The organism is Veronia nyctiphanis (assembly GCF_004116385.1).
In the GTDB taxonomy this organism is placed as follows: Bacteria; Pseudomonadota; Gammaproteobacteria; order Enterobacterales; family Vibrionaceae; genus Veronia; species Veronia nyctiphanis.
This window is the reverse complement of sequence record NZ_PEIB01000005.1, coordinates 163,197-183,794: the sequence shown is the minus strand read 5'-3', so window position 1 is coordinate 183,794 and position 20,598 is coordinate 163,197. Positions and strand designations below refer to the sequence as shown.

Annotated in this window: 17 protein-coding genes and 5 pseudogenes; 12 read left to right on the top strand and 10 right to left on the bottom strand. The window is 44.8% G+C overall.

Annotated elements, in window-relative coordinates; translation table 11 throughout:
- Positions 1-299 precede the first annotated feature (299 nt).
- The 5 genes from CS022_RS06795 (at position 300) to trxC (ending at position 6,395) form a co-directional block, all read left to right on the top strand.
- Positions 300-1,850: a phospholipase D-like domain-containing protein gene (locus CS022_RS06795; protein WP_129121656.1), complete on the top strand. Its 1,551-nt coding sequence runs from the start codon at positions 300-302 to the stop codon at positions 1,848-1,850.
- Entirely contained in the window at positions 1,850-2,518 is a 669-nt protein-coding gene (locus CS022_RS06790) for a phospholipase D-like domain-containing protein (RefSeq protein WP_129121655.1), read from the top strand. Before CS022_RS06795 ends, CS022_RS06790 begins: the two co-directional genes overlap by 1 nt.
- A 69-nt stretch (positions 2,519-2,587) precedes the next feature.
- Positions 2,588-3,520, top strand: a complete 933-nt coding sequence (gene rbsK / locus CS022_RS06785) for a ribokinase (RefSeq protein WP_129121654.1) — start codon at positions 2,588-2,590, stop codon at positions 3,518-3,520.
- A gap of 459 nt (positions 3,521-3,979) precedes the next feature.
- Complete coding sequence (locus CS022_RS06780; protein WP_328590324.1) at positions 3,980-5,920, top strand: EAL domain-containing protein; 1,941 nt, start codon at positions 3,980-3,982, stop codon at positions 5,918-5,920.
- 52 nt (positions 5,921-5,972) lie between these two features.
- Positions 5,973-6,395, top strand: a complete 423-nt coding sequence (gene trxC, locus CS022_RS06775) for a thioredoxin TrxC (RefSeq protein WP_129121652.1) — start codon at positions 5,973-5,975, stop codon at positions 6,393-6,395.
- A 68-nt stretch (positions 6,396-6,463) separates the two neighbouring features.
- Here the strand turns inward: trxC and CS022_RS06770 are convergent, their stop codons facing one another.
- The 3 genes and pseudogenes from CS022_RS06770 to CS022_RS06760 form a co-directional block, all read right to left on the bottom strand.
- Entirely contained in the window at positions 6,464-6,916 is a 453-nt protein-coding gene (locus tag CS022_RS06770; protein WP_129121651.1) for a DUF4174 domain-containing protein, read from the bottom strand.
- A 136-nt stretch (positions 6,917-7,052) separates the two neighbouring features.
- Positions 7,053-7,319: a CDGSH iron-sulfur domain-containing protein gene (locus CS022_RS06765; protein ID WP_129121650.1), complete on the bottom strand. Its 267-nt coding sequence runs from the start codon at positions 7,317-7,319 to the stop codon at positions 7,053-7,055.
- A gap of 157 nt (positions 7,320-7,476) precedes the next feature.
- Positions 7,477-8,489: pseudogene (locus tag CS022_RS06760) on the bottom strand (glutathione S-transferase family protein).
- A gap of 192 nt (positions 8,490-8,681) precedes the next feature.
- Between CS022_RS06760 and CS022_RS06755 the strand changes: the two are divergent.
- Positions 8,682-9,563 carry a LysR family transcriptional regulator gene (locus tag CS022_RS06755; RefSeq protein WP_129121649.1) on the top strand — a complete coding sequence of 294 codons (882 nt, stop codon included), beginning with the start codon at positions 8,682-8,684 and terminating at the stop codon, positions 9,561-9,563.
- Between the two features lie 29 nt (positions 9,564-9,592).
- Here the strand turns inward: CS022_RS06755 and CS022_RS06750 are convergent, their stop codons facing one another.
- Positions 9,593-10,429: an SDR family NAD(P)-dependent oxidoreductase gene (locus CS022_RS06750; RefSeq protein WP_129121648.1), complete on the bottom strand. Its 837-nt coding sequence runs from the start codon at positions 10,427-10,429 to the stop codon at positions 9,593-9,595.
- 90 nt (positions 10,430-10,519) lie between these two features.
- Between CS022_RS06750 and CS022_RS27210 the strand changes: the two genes are divergently transcribed.
- The 3 genes from CS022_RS27210 to CS022_RS06740 all read left to right on the top strand — a co-directional run bounded on the left by CS022_RS27210 (position 10,520) and on the right by CS022_RS06740 (position 12,680).
- Positions 10,520-10,654 (top strand): hypothetical protein, encoded by a 135-nt coding sequence (locus CS022_RS27210; protein WP_268967875.1) that lies wholly within the window; start codon positions 10,520-10,522, stop codon positions 10,652-10,654.
- A 303-nt stretch (positions 10,655-10,957) separates the two neighbouring features.
- The gene (locus CS022_RS06745; protein WP_129121647.1) at positions 10,958-11,926 is read left to right on the top strand and encodes a LysR family transcriptional regulator; all 969 of its coding nucleotides are present in this window, start codon (positions 10,958-10,960) and stop codon (positions 11,924-11,926) included.
- Entirely contained in the window at positions 11,919-12,680 is a 762-nt protein-coding gene (locus tag CS022_RS06740) for a hypothetical protein (protein ID WP_129121646.1), read from the top strand. The genes CS022_RS06745 and CS022_RS06740 overlap by 8 nt, the downstream gene beginning before the upstream one ends.
- A gap of 113 nt (positions 12,681-12,793) precedes the next feature.
- Here CS022_RS06740 and CS022_RS06735 read toward each other — a convergent pair whose 3' ends face one another.
- The 6 genes and pseudogenes from CS022_RS06735 to CS022_RS26055 all read right to left on the bottom strand — a co-directional run bounded on the left by CS022_RS06735 (position 12,794) and on the right by CS022_RS26055 (position 17,265).
- Entirely contained in the window at positions 12,794-13,138 is a 345-nt protein-coding gene (locus tag CS022_RS06735; protein WP_129121645.1) for a DUF2956 domain-containing protein, read from the bottom strand.
- 75 nt (positions 13,139-13,213) lie between these two features.
- Positions 13,214-14,134, bottom strand: a pseudogene (locus CS022_RS06730) (sulfatase-like hydrolase/transferase); the annotation flags it as partial.
- An 11-nt stretch (positions 14,135-14,145) separates the two neighbouring features.
- A complete protein-coding gene (locus CS022_RS06725; protein ID WP_129121643.1) occupies positions 14,146-15,015 on the bottom strand; it encodes a hypothetical protein in 870 nt (289 codons plus the stop codon).
- Between the two features lie 192 nt (positions 15,016-15,207).
- Positions 15,208-15,845, bottom strand: a pseudogene (locus CS022_RS06720) (response regulator).
- 65 nt (positions 15,846-15,910) lie between these two features.
- Positions 15,911-16,939, bottom strand: coding sequence for a cache domain-containing protein (locus CS022_RS06715; RefSeq protein WP_235869302.1), 1,029 nt, complete (start codon positions 16,937-16,939; stop codon positions 15,911-15,913).
- Positions 16,888-17,265, bottom strand: coding sequence for a hypothetical protein (locus CS022_RS26055; RefSeq protein ID WP_235869301.1), 378 nt, complete (start codon positions 17,263-17,265; stop codon positions 16,888-16,890). The genes CS022_RS06715 and CS022_RS26055 overlap by 52 nt, the downstream gene beginning before the upstream one ends.
- 254 nt (positions 17,266-17,519) lie before the next feature.
- Here CS022_RS26055 and CS022_RS06710 point away from each other — a divergent pair.
- The 3 genes and pseudogenes from CS022_RS06710 to CS022_RS06700 all read left to right on the top strand — a co-directional run bounded on the left by CS022_RS06710 (position 17,520) and on the right by CS022_RS06700 (position 20,558).
- Positions 17,520-18,571: pseudogene (locus CS022_RS06710) on the top strand (TRAP transporter substrate-binding protein).
- A gap of 73 nt (positions 18,572-18,644) precedes the next feature.
- Positions 18,645-19,187 carry a TRAP transporter small permease subunit gene (locus tag CS022_RS06705; protein WP_129121642.1) on the top strand — a complete coding sequence of 181 codons (543 nt, stop codon included), beginning with the start codon at positions 18,645-18,647 and terminating at the stop codon, positions 19,185-19,187.
- Positions 19,174-20,558, top strand: a pseudogene (locus CS022_RS06700) (TRAP transporter large permease). The gene CS022_RS06705 and the pseudogene CS022_RS06700 overlap by 14 nt, the downstream one beginning before the upstream one ends.
- Positions 20,559-20,598: the final 40 nt, after the last annotated feature.

Here is a 20,598-nt window from a genome sequence, read left to right as displayed (position 1 = left end):
AAATATCTAATTTAGGATTTAGTTAACAATAATTTAGGACATTAAGTAAAACAGAAAATATTTTCACATGTTTTCTGGCGAAGACTAAGGCGATATGAAAATGAAAATTTCGCACATATGCAATAATACTAACTATATGTATCTATACGAAGAACACTCTGAACATTAATCAAGTCACTCTTTTGTTATTAAGTTGATTCCTTAAGAATGAGAAAGCAGAAATAAAGCACATTTGTGGTCGATTAAACCTGTTCTTCGCCTGTTAAGCTGACAGTCAGAAAAGCAGGAGTAACGCAAAGATGCTGAAACAATCATTACAATTAATAACCATTGCTCTGACGATGGGGTTATATGGCTGTGCTGCCATTAAGACACCAGAAAAAGAGTTTCAGCAAATACTCGATGAACATGCCATCCCTTTAGCAATATCAAGCGGACAGATAGTTCAGGGGAATGATGCCGCGTTGCAGTCTAAACTCGCTCTCATCAATCGCGCGCAAAACACTATCGATATGGCGTATTACATTTTCGCCGACGATCCGAGCACCGCTGTCATTACTGACGCGCTTTTAAAGGCAACAAAACGGGGAGTAAAAGTTCGCATTTTGCTGGATTACTTCGTCAACTATCGACACTTTGCCCGCCTTTCAAGACTCGAATCAATAACTGAACAACATGCAGGTAGCCTGACCTTTCACTTATTCAATGCGCCAGACCAACAAATTATTCTCGATGCGATATACATGACACTTGGCTGCGGCGAGGCAGGGCCAGGAACAAAAACACAACGCCTTTCTTGCAGTGAAGAAAAGCTAAATACCATTGAAACACTGATTCAATCAAAAGCCGACAAGGCCAGTACCTACGGTTCAAGGCTTTTACTCGCAGGGCTATACGGACGTTCTGCGCCTTTGATGCAAATGGCACTAATGTCGTCGATTGATAACGCGCTTGAAGAGCTGTCTCGCCTCAATGTTCAGCAAGGGGGAGGTGCTAGCCCTGAGCAAATCAAACGTATTGGTCGTATCTATTTCGAAGCAAAATTCAGTGGCGGTCTCAACAAACTCGTTAATCAAATTCAACTGTCGTCGCTCTCACTGTTATACGGCGACCAATTGGAGCCTTATTTCTCCGCGCTATCAGATTTCTTGCCCGTTAGCAGAAAACGCAGCGGCAAGGACAGTTTACCTTGGCGCCATATGACAGATTTTCTCCATCACAAGTTACTTCTCGTCGATAGCGAGGCCTTTCAACTCGGTGGACGAAACCTTGAAGATGCCTATCACACCCAACCGTACTCCTCATCGGGCAAATATACCTTTATCGACACCGATGTGATGGTTACTCTCAGCAACAAGAGTGCCGGGATGAAACAGCGCTTCGACACACTGTGGCATTTTACCCCCATGGTGGCATCGCTCGATGAGGTGAGGCAACAGACAGATACTCAAGCGCTCATTGCGTATCAACAGGCAGAATCTGTTTGCGACACCGACAGCTGTATTCGGGATATTTTTGAGCAAAAACTGACAGTGTCATCCGATATGCTTGCAGCAGACCTTGATAATCGGCGCGCTGAGATGCTCGCAAGATACGAGCAATACAAACAGGCCCACCTCCGGCCTGTTCAACAAAAGATATCTCTGTCGGAAAAAGCGCGCCTCTATTATCTCGAAAACATTCCCTTCTCGCCTACCAATAAAGACTCGCGGCAGTTCGGAGCAAAGCATGGGAAAGAATCAGAGTCTGGAAAGCATATCCACCAACTCTGGCTCACTGCGATAGACAAAGTCTGCGATGATGCGGTGAAAGGCGAAGCCGTAACATTGTCATACACAATGCTTACGTGATGCTCCCTGCCAACCTCCTAAAGAAAATCGCCGAAACCATGGATGGCCGGGTGCCTTGCCCGGATGTCGAGCTCATCATGATAACGAATTCAATGGAAACGACAGACCTTAATTTAGTGAATCTTTTCGCCAACCATCAATTAAAAGCACTGGGAGAGTATCAACAGGCGCAAACCAACAAGAATGGAATTCGTTTACGGTATCTAGAACACCAGTTTACAGTAGATGCATCGAGCCATTTATCGTTGCACAGCAAAGTCATGATATTAGGTGATGATATGTTTATCGGATCAGCTAATGCCGATGTGCGAAGCTTGATGATGGACACTAACAATGGCCTGTTTATCTCTCGTTCACCCGCCTCCACTGCCGACTATCAGAAGTGGTTACAAGGCCTGATAAATAAGGGCCACATCGCTCCCCCGAAAGTTAACGTTATCAACGAAAGTCGTGAAAGCCTGTTGCTCCGGGACATGGCTTTTCTCGACACCATGATTTCCAAATATCAGGTGCAACAATGGCTTAGCCGACAACAAAGCCAGCAACTAAAAAACAAGTTCCGCACTCTATTGGATGAAACCTATATCTTAAGTCGAGATATCATCAGTAAAGGTGGCGATGCCGATGCAGCAGCCAAGCGTTTTAATGCCTTGTTCAAAACAATTTAGTCGAGCAAAAGGTGACGTTAAACCACTGAAAACGTTACAGTGAGGAAAATTATCCAGACGGAGCACCGAATGAACGAACTCGTTGTACTTGGTAGCGTCAATGCAGATCATGTCCTCAAAATACCCTCTTTTCCAAGACCGGGAGAAACGCTGACAGGATCTGGCTATCGTGTTATTCCCGGAGGAAAAGGCGCGAATCAGGCTGTTGCGGCAGCGAGAATGGGGGCAGACGTTGCGTTTATTGCTTGCGTTGGCGATGATGATTTTGGGCATAGCATGAAAAAGGCGTACTCAGAGCTTGGCATCAATACTGACGGGGTAATGACAGTCGCCAACTGCCCGACAGGCATTGCGATGATCCACGTTGTTGATTCTGGCGAAAACTGTATTTGCCTGTCACCCGAAGCCAACGCCGCACTCACCAATGATGCCCTTGCTCCCCGCCTATCGATGATAGAGGGGGCAAAAGTACTGCTAATGCAACTGGAAACACCGATGGAAACGGTTAAGTTAGCAGCAGAAACCGCACAAAAGAGCCAGACGACAGTCGTCCTTAACCCTGCGCCAGCCATTGAACTCGATGACAGTATGTTGTCGCTAATCGATATCATTACCCCGAACGAAACCGAGGCAGAAGTGCTTACCGGGATAAGGGTTGAATGTGAAAATAGCGCTCAAAAAGCCAGTGATGTTTTACACCAGAAAGGCGTAAATACTGTCATGATTACTCTCGGAAACAAAGGCGCATGGCTGAGCGAGCAAGGTAAAAACGGTAGGATAATTGATGGTTTTCGGGTCCGTCCACTTGATACCACAGCGGCAGGAGATACCTTTAATGGCGCATTTGTGACGGAATTGATTAAAGGCTCTTCGGTAGACTCCGCGGTCATTATTGCTCATGCCGCAGCAGCTATCTCGGTTACCCGGGAGGGTGCACAAACCTCAATCCCCGAAAAACAAGACGTCGACGCTTTTCTCGACACCCACTCTTTACAACAATAAGCGACACCACCTCGCATAAACAATCGGCGCTTTTCACTAAAAGCGCTTTTCTATCTTAGAAATTGTGACGTACTAAATATAAGGCAAACTAATACCTATTTTTGACTGTCTGCATGAAGCTCTTTCTTGACACCAACGTAATTCTTAAAACTGCAATAAAAAAGCGAAATTTTCTTTCCTCCTTCTTGATTTCAAATAGCTATAACGGGCATTGTAATTCTGTCTCGCATATTGCGTCATAAAAATGATAAAGAAATCTTTTGTTTCACAACCAAGACATCGCATCGTACTTTAGCCGATAAAAAAATTAGTGACTATTGATGTTCACTATGGGCCTTAAATCGGGATTCTTTCAAAAGTTCACCATATATCTTTCAAGGTATAAGGCATTAGGGAGCTGACATTTTGGCTGACTTTCGTTCTGCGTTGAATAACATTTTCACCTCTTTTAGGGCCGCCATGGTATCGATGATACCTTATCTTTTTTTCAGGTCAGCTTGGATTATTTTTATTGTTTTAAACAATAAACTTAACCTGGTCCCTTATGATGCAATCCGATCTATCGATACCGCAATCCTTCTAATTTTCCCAATTCTTTTAACATGTACTCTGGCATACCATCTTTCTTTCCATTTTTCTGAAGAAAGATTTATGGTGACATCTATCTCTGTCACTATGTTCTTCCTTTTTTCAGGTTTTATAACTCATAGTGGTGAAATCTTAACAATTTCAGACGCTTTTGTTCTCGACGATGCCATATTTATTCCTGTCGTAGTGTGCGTGGGCTGCTATTTAATTCAGAAACATCTAAAGTATCGGCTAATTAAAAGTAATGTCGTTAACCCTATTGTTGAAAGTGCTGTTAATGGCCTTATTCCTCACTCATTGATTTTTCTATTACTCATTGCACTTTATTATCTTATTGGTTTATCCAGCACTGATTTCTTTGTTCAGTTTATTGCGAACCTCCCTACAGGTGTTCAAGCCTATTTTCATACTTTAATTATTCACATCACTTGGTTACTGGGAATACATGGCGCATCAGCGTTTTACACCTTTTTTGATTACTCCTTTGTTTCCGACATCTATGTTTCAAACATACCTTTCAACACATTTTTTGATGTATTTGTCATCTACGGCGGGTCAGGAAGCACATGGGCACTCATTTTCGCTATTCTCTTGTTTTCGAACATGAAAATAGCAAGAACACTGGCTAAAATTTCCATCCCATTCGCCGTCATTAATGTCAACGAGCTACTGGTGTACGGCCTACCCATTATTTTCAACCCAATCTTGGCCATTCCATTTCTGCTCGTACCGCTTTTCAACCAACTCTTTGCACAGGTATTTATAGAATTTCTCAATATAGTCTCCGTTAGAGATGCCATTGAATGGGTGACACCCTCTTTTGTTGATGGGTACCTGTTAACAGGCGGCGATCCAAAAGCGCTGGTATTGCAGATCATCACTCTACTCATCGATATTTTGATTTATATGCCTTTTGTTCATCGGTACTCACAAAACAGCAATGACAGTCTCCTTGACACTTTGTTGCAGAAAATGCGATTCAGCCACTCCATTCCTGAAAAGAAAGAAGTCAGCATGGCAGATATGCATGATGAAGTCGTCGAGCAACATGAGCGCCTCAACCGGAGCCTGAGAGAGATACTGGCTGGCGATTTGAAAATGTATTACCAGCCACAATTTGATGCTAAGTCTCTAAGCATGGTGGGGGCAGAATCTCTGCTCCGTCTGGAGACAGAAAAAGTCCTTTATCTCCCAACATTTATTGAACATTTTGAGAAAGCGAAAATCGCTCAATATATCGATAAATGGGTCGTCGAAGCCGTCGAAAAAGACTTACATACCGCCCCTATTTTTTATAACTACCCCATCAAGATAAGTTTAAATCTGAATATGGACTCAATCAGTGATTCCAATCTGATTGAGTTCATTATCGAGAGGCTCAGTGGTTACCCGTTGGTTTTTGAGGTAACAGAAACCGTCTATGCTCACAACATTGATTTAGTGAACCGTTCGTCAAGAAAACTTCGTGAAGCCGGATTTGAGGTCGCTATCGATGACTTTGGCACGGGTTACTCTTGCTTATCTATGCTCTCCTCTCTCGAAGCTGACATTATAAAACTCGACCACAATTTCCTTCGGCAAGCCAGAGACAATAAAGGGAGCAAATTATATTGCTCTATGGTCAGCACATTGAAAAGTCTGGGTTTTGTTGTCGTTGCAGAGGGAGTTGAAACGGAAGAGGAACTGAATTTTGTACAGTCATGTGGCGTTGATCTTGTGCAGGGATTTTACTTTTCAAAAGCGCTTAGTGTCGACCAACTTACTCACTACTTTAACGAGGTAAATTCACCAGTTAATGGCGTAACGCAGTAGTTTATTTTTAAAAAGACGCCCCCATATATTCTGGCAAAGAGGAGATTTATTTATGATTATTGCCTGTCCAGAATGTGCGGGTCTCAACCGCGTACCCAACGAGAGACTGAAGCAGGATCCGAAATGCGGCAAATGCAAGTCGTCACTGTTTAATGGTGAGCCAGTTACCCTAAACACCGCCAATTTTGACCACCACGCATCAAAGGCAGAACTGCCTTTGGTCGTTGACTTTTGGGCTAATTGGTGTGGACCGTGCCAAGCTTTTTCACCTGTCTTCTCAGCAACCGCAAAGGAGCTTGAGCCGCAGTTTCGTTTTGGCAAACTTGATACAGAAGCGCAGCAAACAATAGCGGCTCGCTACGGGATCCGTTCAATTCCCACACTGATGATCATCAAAAATGGTCAGGTTATCGCTCAACAAGCAGGGGCCATGCCGCCTGAAGCATTCAAACAATGGCTTTCACAAAACGGATAATGTAAAGCTCTGACCGCAGAAGCGGCCCACACAGCCGCTTCTGTGATTTCAAAATTTAACGAAATGAGTTATACCTGACAAGGGCTTATTCGCCCAGCCACCTCTCGCTGCCTCATTGGCATGGTATCAATCAAATCTGAAATATACTTCCAGTCAGTTTCAGCGCCCCAACGATGCTTCTCCCCGCCATCCTTGCCAATCAATATTGCAGTATGTGTTCCTTTGGGTATCGAGTAGTATTTCGCAAGTGCGTCGAAGTTGAAGGAGAGCCCATTTTCAGCAGGAAAGGTTTTTCCATCCTCAGTGACGACCAGCGTTAACACTTGCCGATCGTTGAGCTCACAGGTATGAAAACGGGTTTCGTACAAAAAACGCTCAACAAAGTTATCATGTGAAGGGGCAAAGAAAAGGACGCTACGATGCGCCATACTACCTGCCCAGTTGTTGGAGTATTCAGGGTATGCCTGGCTCGCAGGTGCCAGAGCCATCAACAGCAGGCAAAGCAAATAGGTTTGTTTCATATCAATATCTCCCGCCGAAATATATTGATACGAAGAGAGTCCTGCGAACGGTTAGCAGAATCAATGCATTTGATCACTTATCTGCTAAATCGTCTTACAACTCAGGCAATCCTTGATGGCGCGTTATTATCTCTTGCTAGATTTCTCCACCTATTTGATCCTCTGTATAGCGGGAGTGCGAACCATCGCAAAATGGCGCTCGTCCTGTTGCCTTACATTGGCAGAGAAATGCAGGGCCTGTTCTTTCCGCCTTAAAGTGAAGCGGTGACAAGGAGGTGCCTGTGTGTGAGCCATCACAGAAAGGTTGACTTTTCGACCGACCACAGGCGCAAAAATAATAGTCATTCCCCTGTACAAGGTCGACACGAACGGACTTATTGTCCGCGACAATTGGCTTGCTCATACGATACCTTCACATTGCTGGTGATAGATTCTAATTATTGCTATGAGTCTAGCTGGTTGATATGAAACAGGCGGAAGGATTGTGCGACGGCAAAGCAGTTTGGGTTGCGCTTGCCGTCAGTAAAGTGCTGTTTCTGTGGAGTGGGCTTGTCCTGACCTCAACTCGCCAGTGCTTGGCCTTGTGCGACACCGTCAAACATTACGTCTCGCCCATGCTGTGATGTAAAGTCAAGTAGTGGTCCAGCGGGCACAACACGGGGTGGATTGATTGTTTCATGGCTCTGGTAATAATGTGCCTTGATATAATCAATGTTGACCGTCCCTGCAACGCCCGGTTGTTGATATAAATCCCGCAGGTATCCCCACAAGTTTGGATAATCCACAATACGTTTTAGGTTGCACTTAAAATGTCCCACATAGACAGCGTCAAAACGAACAAGGGTAGTAAACAACCGCCAGTCAGCTTCGGTCGGGCTAGAACCAAGCAGAAAACGTGATTGGCTAAGACGAGACTCTAAGGTATCTAGTGCTGCAAACACCTCGTTCACCGCCACAGTATATGCCTCCTGAGAAGTAGCGAAGCCAGCTCGATATACACCGTTGTTGATGTTGTCATAGACAAACTCATTCAGTTTGTCCGTCTCGGCGATGAGTGACACGGGAAGGTAATCATGAGAATTAGCCCCAACACCGTCGAAAGCTGAATTGAACATACGAATAATCTCCGCAGACTCATTGCTCACGATAGTTCCTGTCTTCTTATCCCACAACACAGGAACAGTTACACGCCCCGTGTAATCAGGCTTAGCAAGGATGTATATCTCCCGCATGAAAGAAACACCATTGAGCTGTCTGGCACGACGCCATCACCCGCAGAAAAGTGCCACCCGTCATCACCCATAAAGGCATTCACCACGGACATGGATATCATGCTCTCTAGGCCTTTAAGTTTTCGGTAAATAATTGTCCTGTGTGCCCAGGGACAAGCAAGAGACACGTATAGATGATAACGGTTTGGTTCTGCTTTAAAACCACCGTTACCTGAAGGACCAGCAGCACCATCTGGTGTTACCCAGTTTCTGAAGCTTGATGCTTTTCGTTCAAACTTTCCATTCGTCGACTCAGTGTCATACCAGTCGGTATGCCACACACCATCTACAAGCAGTCCCATTTTTTATCTCCTGTATATCGCATCTCAGTCGTATACGTCTTGCTCACAGCATTAGTCTTCTCAGCGGAAAGAAGAATGCTTAATTGAAGGATAGAATTTGATTTCGCGGAGAAAAACCACAAGAATAAGGAAAGATTGTTCGCAAAATGAGAACAATAAATGATATCAGTATGATAATCGGAGGGGAAAGGAGTGGGACAACTCGAAAACATGCGTATCTTTGCCGCCATTGTCGAATCCGGAAATATCAGCCGGGCATCCGAGCACTTGGGACTAGCAAAATCTGCAGTGAGCAAACGTCTTTTCGAGCTCGAAGAACAACTGGGCGTGACACTCATTAACCGCACTACTCGAAAATCCAGCTTAACGGAAGCCGGACATATCTACTTCGAGAGGTGCAGACAACTGTTGGAGGAAGTCGACGAGCTCGATGGATTAGTCGTATCAGAACAAACCCGTTTAAAAGGTGTGCTAAAAATCGCTGTACCGCTTTCTTTCGGGATTAGTCACCTACTTCCTGCCCTTGAACAGTTTATGAATGACCATGAGGAGCTGAAGCTGAATATCGACTTTGCGGACCGAAGTGTCGATATTGTCGAAGAAGGCTTCGATCTGGCCATACGTATTGCCCACCTCTCCGATTCAACGCTTCACGCCCGTAAAATTACCCAAATTAACCATGTTATCTGCGCCAGCCCTGAGTACCTGAAGAAATACGGTACGCCCCATACGCCTGATGATCTTAAACATCATCGTTTACTCAAGTACTCTCGCAGCTCACTGTCGGGGATTGAAATGTTCGACAGGGATGGAAAAAAAATCACCGTTCCTATCGAATCACGTTGCATTGCAAACAATGGTGAAGCACTAAAAGTGATGGCAATTTCAGGTATTGGTATCACCTATCTTCCCAAGTTTATTCTCGCGCAGAGCATTGATTATGGTCTGCTGGTCCCGATCATGAGTGACTTCGAACTTCCAGCAATGAATGCCTATGCGGTATACCCACAGAGTCATCATTTACCACGCAGAACACGGCTATTCATTGACTATATCTGCGACTACTTTGAGTGAGTTGAGGAGTTTCGCGCTAAAGCATGCCGTCATGGTAAGGGCTTGACCATCTGTGACACTTTACTGACGATGCCGGGAAAAAAGCGTTTAACGTAATACATAAACCAACTCTCAGGGGAAACAGGGCATACGCCCCGATTTCTCTTCACGGCTTTGACAATTTTCGTTGCGACTTGATGTGGCGTAAAGTTTCTCTTTTTGTAAAAAGAAGCTAGCTTATCGTGCATACCTTCCTGCTCTGCCATCTCTCCCTCAAGCAGGGTCTTTCTAACGATGGGAGTATCGATAATACCGGGACAGATGGTACTGACACCAATGCCGTATTTGGCGACATCTGCCCGTAGAGACTCACTTAACCCGAAAACGGCAAACTTACTGGTGCTGTAAATCGGTAAATCGGGCGGCGCAAAAAAACCAGCCAAAGAAGAAATATTGATGACATGACCTGCTGCCTTAGCATCGCTTTTGGCTGCCTTCACCATATTGGGCAGAAAGAAATGACACCCGTGCACGACGCCCATGAGATTGATATCAAGCACTTTTTTCCAACTTTGCAGTGACGTATCGACAAACCTGCCTGCAGCACCAATCCCAGCATTATTCACCAGCACATCAAGGTGAGGGATATGCTGATGGATGTGCTCTGATAATGCAGCCATGGCGTCAGCATCGCTAACATCACAGGTAAATACATGCGCCGTACCTCCCTCTGCTTCGATTAAGTTGGCTGTTTTATGGTTACCCACATCATCGATGTCCACCAGCCACAAATTTGCACCTTCTTTAGCAAAAACAATGGCCGTTTGTCGCCCAATCCCACTGCCAGCACCCGTCACCAGCACATGTTTCCCACTCAGGTTGTTCATTTATTTTCCCTTACAGCGATGTCCACGGCACAGAGCCATGTGCTCAGGTAATACGAATAAAGTCTTTGCTCTTTTTTATGGAAAAGTGTAGTGGCCGCATCAGTGCAAGCCAGTTACTCGGCGACGAGTGATAGGAGTTTCTCTTTTTCAACACACAAAAATGAAGCACATAAAGAAGAGAAAGAGCAGAAGAAGTGGTCAGAAAACACCGCAAGCCATACATAAGAAGCATCGTCATCATAACCAAAGGCTATGTAAACACATCACTTTATTTCATTACAAAATGCTTATGAAAAAACTTATAAAAAGTAACGAGACATTATGTCTCGCTGCGAATAAACCTCGAAATAGTCACAAGTTAGCAGTCAAAAGATGAAAGAAATAGTGGGACTTACTGACTGATTTGAGACGTGTATTCCTACTAATTAAAACGGCAATTGATGGGAGTATCAGTAGCGATTTATATACCTAAAAGTTAATAGCCCTTCGCACAAGGACGCTCATACCGATGAAAGGGAGAGGAATAGCATGAAACGGAAAATAAACGTCAACCATCTGGTTTACCTCCGATTGCTACTGGAGGAAAAAAGCGTCAGCAGGGCGGCCAAGCGAGCATTCGTTTCTCAGCCTGCGATGAGTAAAGCGTTACACAATCTTAGAGAAATGACGGGCGACCCCTTATTGCTTCGTGATGGAAACTCGTTGAGATTGACACCGTTCGCGGCTTCAACCAAGAAAAAGCTTTCCGTTGCGATGGAGCAATTAGAGAACCTCTTCGATCATGACTTCTTTGACGCTGAAACAAGCAACCGAACTTTTGTCATCGCCTCCTCAGACTATTTCAGCAACTACGTTCTACCTAAGGTATTCTTTCAACTGGAAAAGACCGCGCCGAATATCCGTTACACCATTTTAGATTGGTCAGAAAAAGACAAGAACATCCTACAGAATGCAACACTCGATGTCGCAGCAGCAGCTTTCATATCAAAGCCTACGTCTGACAATCAAACCGTCTACAAAAAGTTTGGTGAAGATTACCCCGTCTGTGTCATGTCAGACAGGCACCCTCTCAAAGGCAAAGAACTCACCGCCGAGCTCTACAACAGCTACCCCAAAGTCATTATTTCAAACCGAAAAAATAACCCCAGCATTCTTGAAGAGTTTTTCACTGATAACAAAAATACACACACTCACAAGATATCTGTTCCTTACTACACGGCGGCCTTCGAGCTAATCAAACAGAGCCATTACCTCTTAGTAGTTCCACTACATATTGCCGGGGAGATGAGCAAAAACTACCCCTTCAGCATTTCAGAACTGCCGAACAACATCTCCCCCATCAGTTATTACCTGATGTGGTCCACGCTCACGGATGGAGACAACGGCCACAGATGGTTAAGAGAAAACCTAATTGAAATCATGAATGCCGATTTCGAGAAAGCAAAGCAACGTGGAAACCAGAAAATGACAGAGTCAAGGAGAGAACTCTATGTATAAATTAAGCGCTGCAACACTGATGTTCGCAGCAGGGAATGTTTTAGCGGCGACATCACTTTGGGATACAGGCGACGCAGGACTTGAAACCACCTATTTGCAGGGTCCAATTGAAAAAGTGGTGACTTCAACCCGTGACAGCCAGATTCTAGGGGCTGCCATTTTCTTCAAAGAAAGTGCCCCAGACACAAAGTGCCATTCTCCTGAAATGTTGAACCAAAATACCTGGAACCCAATTCCTGATGCTACTTTTCAGGAGGAGAGAATCTTCAATGATGAAGACATCCACCTTCAAGTGACACTGCCAGACGGGTTATCAACACAACCGAAAATGCTTCGTCTTAACTGCGACAACCAAGGTGAATCTTTTGTTGTTTACCACAAATATCCTGCAGCTCCGGTTATACGCTGGGAATCTAAGCTTGATACGAGCAATGTGGTTAAAGACGACTGGAATGCGGAGGTATTTGGCTATCAAGGATCTATTTTTATCGATAACCACTCGCCAGACGGCGGCTGTTATCACACCAGCTGGGGTGGAACATCACCACCAGACCTTTTGCCTGGAAAGGGAAACCTGCAACGCTTCTCGGCTGAACATTTCATGGTGAGCGGAGAGATAGCAGGATATGACGGTCTCACATCGCAAATTATCTGCATTAGCCCAGGCGGAATAGCGGTAGCGACAGAGCTTTGGGATGTCCGAAACTGGGAAAGTGAGGCTCCCAAACGGCAACTAAATGTCGACATAAATTAACGACTTTGCGGAAGAGAGCCTGACAACTGTTGTGAGACTCACACACTCTGTCTCTTCCGCTTTTTTCTCGCTATTAATCCCGTGTTATGACCCAAAGCATCAGCTAAACACTATTATTTGGCGAGAAAGAAATAGAGACCAAAGCCAACCCAGCTCAGTCCAAGCAATATCCATGGGATGATATGGGAGGAGGCTTTACCAGTGTTAATATCATCAGTCATTGGCTCTTCATGCTTTACCGCCTCATTTTCAGATATTTTCAGCCTTGCCTGCTTCTTTTTCTCTTTATCCCGCTCTCTCGCCTTTGCCTTTTGCTGTTTCTTATACAGAGCAATCCCCTTCTCTATGCCTTGTGCAATCAAGCGGGTTTGCTCTTTAGTTTGACCGGGTTTCTTCGTTGATGAAGCAATCTTCATTGCCTCTTCCTGTGTTTCCTTAGATGCTGCAGGGGCTGCCATGTTGCGTATTCCTTTATCGATTTACTATTACCTGCCTGAGAAACAATTTTCTCAGTGGTGAATTATGTTCCCACTCTAGTCCAAAACCTTGTGTTTAGAAGCCGCAGCAAAAACGATTTGCCTGATCTCATCGCCCTTGAGTTTCTCACCAGTATATTCTTTGTCGTCAATATCGAGTATTCGGGCTTCCGATTTGAGTAGGTCAACGTAGTACTTTTTGTTTTTCCGCAAAACACATAAGTTTGATGGCGAGTTATAGCCTCTGGTTTCACTGTACATAAACAGATAATTTCTCTGTTGTGTCGCGAAGTTGAGTCCATCTTTATGTGCTAAAGGTTGTTCGACACCCAGTAGATCCGAAATCGTCGGCAACAAATCCATAAGGCTGGCCTCCTCCGCCTCTAACATAGGAAGATGGCGGTTAAAAATGCACAGGGGGATTTTGACCTGAGGGTTAACCGTCGCACATGAGTGGGTAAAGTACCCTTCTTCACCGAAAGACTGACCATGGTCACCGGTAAGTATGACCATTGTATTATCCAATACACCGTCTGCCTGCAAAGCCACCAGCATGTCATATACGATGTCGAGAGACTCATCGACAGCGTTTAGGTAACGCCCCTTATCTTCGTTATTCTTGTAACGATTGTATTTCTCTTTTTTCTCAACCGAGTAACGGCTATGTGTCTGACTATTCAGGATATGAATAAATGAACGCCCTCTCTGAAGTACTTCAGAAATCGCGTCAGTATACCCCTTTAATTTATAGTCATTTGGATACTGTACATATGATAAATCTTCACCATCTACAATGTCGTCGAAGCCAGCCTCTTTCAAGCGCTGCTTCATTTCAAAATGCTTGGTGTCTTGCGTTGAGATAAAGGTAGACCGATATCCATGTTCTTTGAGCACATGCAAACTTTCAAAAGTACCAACCTCGCCATAGTTGCTGGTGTAAAGCTGATAGATGGATTGATTTGTATTCGGGCTGACAGAATAAAAGCGATCTACGTTGCTTTGTTTTCAAGCAAACCGAAAATTTTGTCTTTAATCGGTGAGTCCTGAAACGCTTCGTCTGACATTGACTCAATGGTGAATAAAAGTACATTAAAGCCTTCGCAAGAACCAAAATGCTGCGTCCGATTAGTCTCAGTTTTCCCTTCATAGCTGCGCTCAATCTCATTGAGAATTTGCTGGTTACCTTCACTCATTCGGCCTTTTTTCAATGAGGTGCCAAGCAGCAAACCGTGGAAAATAGATTTGAATGACAAAAACTTTTTCTCTTTCACCGCGCAGTACAACAAAAAAGAAAGGACAAAAAGGAAGGGGACGACTGTTGGTATTTCTGGTGCAAAATAGCTGTCTCCAAGGATGAGCAAAGCGAAAACTGCCGACCATGCCAGAACTGAAGAAGCATTTTTGAGTTTAGATTTGGTGATACAAAGAAGCAGAAGGCCGATAGAAACGGGGAGTAAAACCCTCACACCAGAGAGTATGTAAAACGTCGAGCTCAAAAAGAATAAATACGAAGCCAGCATCCAATGAAAGCGGGCCAAGAGGAACAATACATCTTTAAACTCACCTTTGAACGTTTCGACGCCTTGGCTAAATGTCCTGGCATTATCCAGTGAAACCTTCATACCAAAACAAAACATCAGTAATGAGTCGACCCACAGAATGGTGAAAATAGTCAGTAATATAGGCAGGTTGAGCCATGCTGGAGTAAAGGTAGCCAACAGTGATAAAGCTGCAATGACTGTAAAGTCACCTACATTGAGCTTGTCTGGCACCGAAAATTTAACCTTATAGACTCTCTTAATGAGAAACGTAAACGTAGACAGAGTGAGTGTCAGGCAAATGAATGTATCTAAAGGCATTGAATTTCTCTGAATGCTGAAGGGGAAAAGCGGGTCTCATTATGACCGCACTCGGGACACAACATTGTACCAAATGGCATTTCGACAACAAATTATTGTCATGTCTGAGATATAGCTGGCTTGCTAAGGAACGCAGGCTATCGCTGAACGAAACAACCTGCAAAATATCTGGAGAAAATAACGAGGTCGGACTTAAGCCGCTACCCAGCCCTGATCAATCGCGTATTTGACCAAACCTGCTGTCGATGTCACACCCAGTTTTTCTTGACACGCAACCTGTGCGTCTCTACCGTCCTGACACTGATATTCAGCTTTCGGGCAATGGTTTTATTACACGCACCGTTGGCAATTAATACCAGTACATCTTTCTCACGCGGTGTAGGCTGGGTATCAGCGTTATTATCTCCGGCAAGGTCGTTCATGCTCTCTGCTAATGCATCTGAAATGCCCGCACTGAAATACGAGCCACCGCCAGCAATAATGTCTAACGCCTGAACAAGCTCTTGTGATGAAACATCTTTCAGTACATAACCTTTCGCACCACCTCGCATTGCAGCAAGAACATATTCTTTATTGCTGTGCATGCTGAGGATGACAATTTTTACATTTGGCGCCTGACTTTTAAGTGCAGAGAGAACCTCAAGTCCACTCATCTTCGGCATCGATATATCGGTAAGTAAAATATCCGGTCGCAGTTTGAGAGTTTTACTCAAAGCTTCTTCGCCATCGTTTGCGGTCCCAACAATGGAAAATTGCGCATGTCCGGACAAACGTCCAATAAGACCGTCTTGTAACAAAACATGGTCATCTGCGAGCAAAAGTGTAGTCATGACGTTTCCTTGTCCAAAATGAACTTTTTTTGCTGAATAAACACTGCACGAGATCAACGCCCCGCTCAGCAAGATTTGGGTAAAACTGCACGTATTTCCGTTCCTTTCTCTGGCAAACTACTCACCAGAAATTGCCCATCTAGGTTCTCGATGCGTTCTCTCATATTTTTTAGTCCCATCGAATTTTGAAAACGCGACTCTCTGGGCTCATTAAAACCAATCCCGTCATCAGCAATGGTCAGAATAATCTCGTCTTCCTCTTGCTGAAGAATCATATCAACGGCGTTGGCACTGGCGTGCTTCTCAACATTGTGCAGCGCTTCCTGAGCCACGCGGAACAACGTGATCTCAGAAGCTTTCGATAAATGTTTTACCTCAAGATGATGCTCAAACAACACGGTAACACCTGAGCGTAGTGACACCTCTCGAGATAAATCATCCAAAGCTGAGAGCAACCCCAAATCATCTAACAGCGCCGGTCGCAGGTTCTTTGAGATCCTTCTGACCTCAGTGACGGCCTCATTCAAGGTTGTTTGCCCCAAAAGGATATGTTCGTTACGCTCCTCATCAGTCTTGGCGTCGGCAATGTTATCTAATCGATACTTGACCGAAACAAGAATCTGGTTAATGCCATCATGTAATTCCCTTGAAACGCGTGTTCTCTCTTCTTCCTGAGAGTCGATAATTTGCCGGTTGAGCGCCTGCAGTTTTTTATCTGCCAACTCGCGAGCATTAACATGAAATGTGGTTGAGATACTGACAACAATACCGACCGTAATAATCAAGGCGATAGTCAGACCAATGAAGGTCTTGCTGATTGTCCGTTCCATTTTGCTGTGTACAGAAACAATTTGTGCATCGATGTCATCGATGTATATGCCGGTTCCAATCATCCAGCCCCATTTCTCTAAACCGACTGCATAACTGAGCTTTTTCACTGGCTCTTTTAACGAGGGCTTGTGCCAGCGATACTCCACAAAACCACCGCCCTGCTGGCCGGCTTTGATCAATGCCTGTAGCAGCTTAAAGCCTTGGCTGTCCGTCACTTCCCAACGATTGACACCTTCGCATTCATCTTGATAAGGCAAAACCAAACAGAAACCGTCATAGGTATAAACGAAGAAATAACCATCCTCCCGAATGTGAAGTTGTTCAGTAACGCGATGATCTCCTGCTTAGCGCTTTCATCATCTGGTTCTGCTGCTTCATATATTGGGTTGATAGCACGAAGCGCCAGATCCATATACTGCAAAAGCTCTTGTTTCTTTGAGGCCATTGTCTCATTGCGAATAACCTCTTCCTGGCTACTTGAAAGTTGATCAGACTGAATAACCACCACCGTTGCAATGACTACAAACATGGACAATATCGGCGCCATGACCAGTGCAAGTAGCTTTAATCGAAATGAAATACCAGACACCTGAGTTTTCCTAAAATTCGCTAAATATTAGTGACTAAAAAATAGAGATAAGTACTTTTACTGACATTACCTACGTAAAAAATACAATTATCACTGCGCTATCCCACTGATATTTATCTAAGAAAAATAAGACTAATCTAGACACTAACAAATAAATAACAACGTCAGTGTGCTTTAACCCCAAACGTCGAGTGCGTGGACACTACAAAACATAAAAAAGTGATACCGCGCACTCTCGGGAGGCAATAATGAAAATGAAAACAACGTCAGCTGCTTTAACTCTTATTACTGCATTTAGTCTCAGTCTGTCAGGCGCTGCTTTTGCAGAAAAAATACTCCTAAAAACGCCTGTCGCATTCGGTACGCATCTACCGCACTGGGCACACCGATTAAATGGGTGTCAGAAAGGGTCCAGCCAATATCAGGCAATACGATCAAAATGAAACTGTATGAGCCGGGCAAGTTGGTTGCACCCATGGAGATTCTCGATGCAGTCTCCAGCGGTAAAATTAATTCGGGCTATACAACAGCAGGGTACTGGCAGGGAAAAATGCCTGCTTCGGCATTGTTTTCTGCCGTTCCGTTCGGACCAGAAGCCCCTGAATATCTTGCATGGCTACTCTACGGTAATGGCATGTCGCTATACCAAGGCATGTACGATCAGGCTGGGTATAATGTGAAGGTATTGCCGTGTGCGATCATTTCGCCAGAAACATCAGGATGGTTTAAAAAGCCAATTGAAACACCGGAGGATCTCAAGGGGCTGACCATGCGGTTCTTTGGACTTGGCGGACAGGTGATGGAAAAACTGGGTGTTGGTACCGTTCAGATACCCGGCGGTGAAATTTTTGGCGCATTGGAAAAAGGCGCAATCGACGCGAGTGAGTTTTCGCAGCCAGCAATCGATCAGCGTCTTGGATTCCATAAAATTGCCAAATACAACTACTTTCCGGGATGGCACCAACAAGCCACTGTTTTCGAGCTCCTCATCAATAAAGATACTTGGAACAAAATGGATGAAAGCCAGCAGTCAGCAATGGAAACAGTCTGTTTAGCTTCAATGACAAACTCCATGGCGGAAGGCGAAGCAATGCAGTATCAGGCAATGCAACAAGCCAAAGAGCATGGGGTAGAAATCCGCTACTGGAATGACGACATGCTGGGCTTATTTGCGACCACATGGCTGGACGTGGTGGAAGAGCAAAAAAGAGACAGCTACTTCGCAAAAGTCTGGGATGACCTGTCTGAGTTTCGCTCCAACTATCAGACGTGGGGCAGTAAAGGCTTCCTACCGAGAAATAAATAATAATTTATCGAAATGGCCAGAGCAACGAAAGGTGCTCTGGCTTTTTGACGAATAAATTAAACCGGGATGTATCATGTCTGAACTAGTCCTTACTCGGCCAGTTTCAGCACTTGCTGAAAGTATTGAAAATGTCGTCCATTTTACCGCTCGTCTTTTTACCTGGAGTTACCTGCTTCTCATTGCTGTCATCCTGACTCAGGTTATCTTGCGGAAAGTCTTTAATAACGGTCAGATAGCACTCGAAGAGTTACAGTGGCACCTCTATGCCATTGGCGTTTTATTTGGTCTTTCATATGCAGAAATCAAAGGCAGCCATGTGCGCGTTGATATTTTCTATCAACGATTTAATCGTAAAACCAAAGCGTGGGTTGATATTCTTGCAGTGACGCTTTTTCTTTGGCCTTTCATGTATGTGATTTTCACTCACTCACTCGATTTTGTTTATGAATCATGGCGCGTTTCGGAACGTTCAAACTCACCTTCGGGGCTACCTGGTAGGTGGTTGATAAAGTCAATTATCCCTTATAGTGCAGCCTTACTATCAGTCGCAGGGCTGGCAAGACTTCTCCGTGCTTTTGCCTTACTAACTGACGGAAAGAACAATGGAAACCAATGAAATTCTCATTCTCGCTATGCTGGGAAGCTTTATTCTTCTCCTATTCGTTGGCATTCCTGTCGCATGGGTATTGGGAGGAATTGGTGTCGCTTTTGCTGCCATAGGTTATTACAGCGACTTATATTTGGACACATGGACGGGCCTTGATTTCACCACACTTGGGCTCGTGGTAAACCGGATCTACAAGATCATGGATAACTGGATCCTCGTTGCCCTCCCCATGTTTATCTTTATGGGTAACATGCTGGATAAATCCGGCGTGGCTGATCGCCTGATGCACTCTATGCAAGCGATGTTTGGGCGCGTCCATGGTGGCCTTGCTATCACAGTGATGGCAATAGGGATCATCCTTGCCGCTTCGACTGGTATTATTGGTGCCTCTGTCGTCTTGCTCGCCACCATGTCGCTGCCCGCAATGCTCAAGCAAGGGTATAACCTGCCGCTGTCTTTGGGAACGATCGCATCAGCTGGCACACTAGGAATACTCCTTCCCCCGTCTATCATGCTCGTCATCATGGCCGATCAGCTGGTTTATCGGTAGGTGATCTTTTCATGGGCGCAATGATCCCGGGATTGATGCTTGGCTTAATCTACATTCTTTTCCTCCTTGCTATCGGTGTTATCAAACCCAACGCAATTCCAATCCCAGAGGATGCAAAGCGTGTCGACTGGGGCGTCATACAGCAAGTATTCAAGGCGGTGGTGCCAGCATTTTTGCTGATTTTCTCTGTGCTCGGTTCAATCTTTATGGGTATAGCGACACCGACAGAGGCGTCGGGGCTTGGCGCATTTGGCGCAATCGTTCTTGCTGCCTATTACAAAAAGCTCTCTTTTGACGTCATGAAAGACGTGTTGCTAGACAGCTATAAGACAACGGCGTATATCTTTGCCATTTTCGTTGGCGCGACGTGTTTTGCATTGGTGTTGAGAGAGTTAGGCGGTGATGAATTTATTGAGCAGGCTTTCCACTCTCTGCCGTTTGGGCCTTATGGTATTGTTGCAGCAGTTTTGCTTCTGGTATTTATTCTCGGGTTCTTCCTCGATTGGATTGAAATCACCCTGATTGTGTTACCTTTGCTGGCTCCTGTAGTGCTTGGCCTCGATTTGAACATCGGAGAGTTTCCGGGACTCGATAACCCACAATTGGTCTGGTTTGTTATGTTGATTGCTATGGCGCTCCAAACCAGCTTTTTAACACCTCCGGTCGGCTTCGCTTTATTCTACCTGAAAGGCGTTTGCCCGCCGGGTGTTAAGTTGTCCGACATTTATAAAGGCGTCATTCCCTTTGTCATGTTACAACTGATTGCGCTTATTTTAATGCTGAGCTGGCCAAACCTTGTGCTTTGGTTACCTTCTGTGGCGTACTCATAAACCAAAAGCCAGCGTATGCTGGCTTTTACTTCTAGCCTCA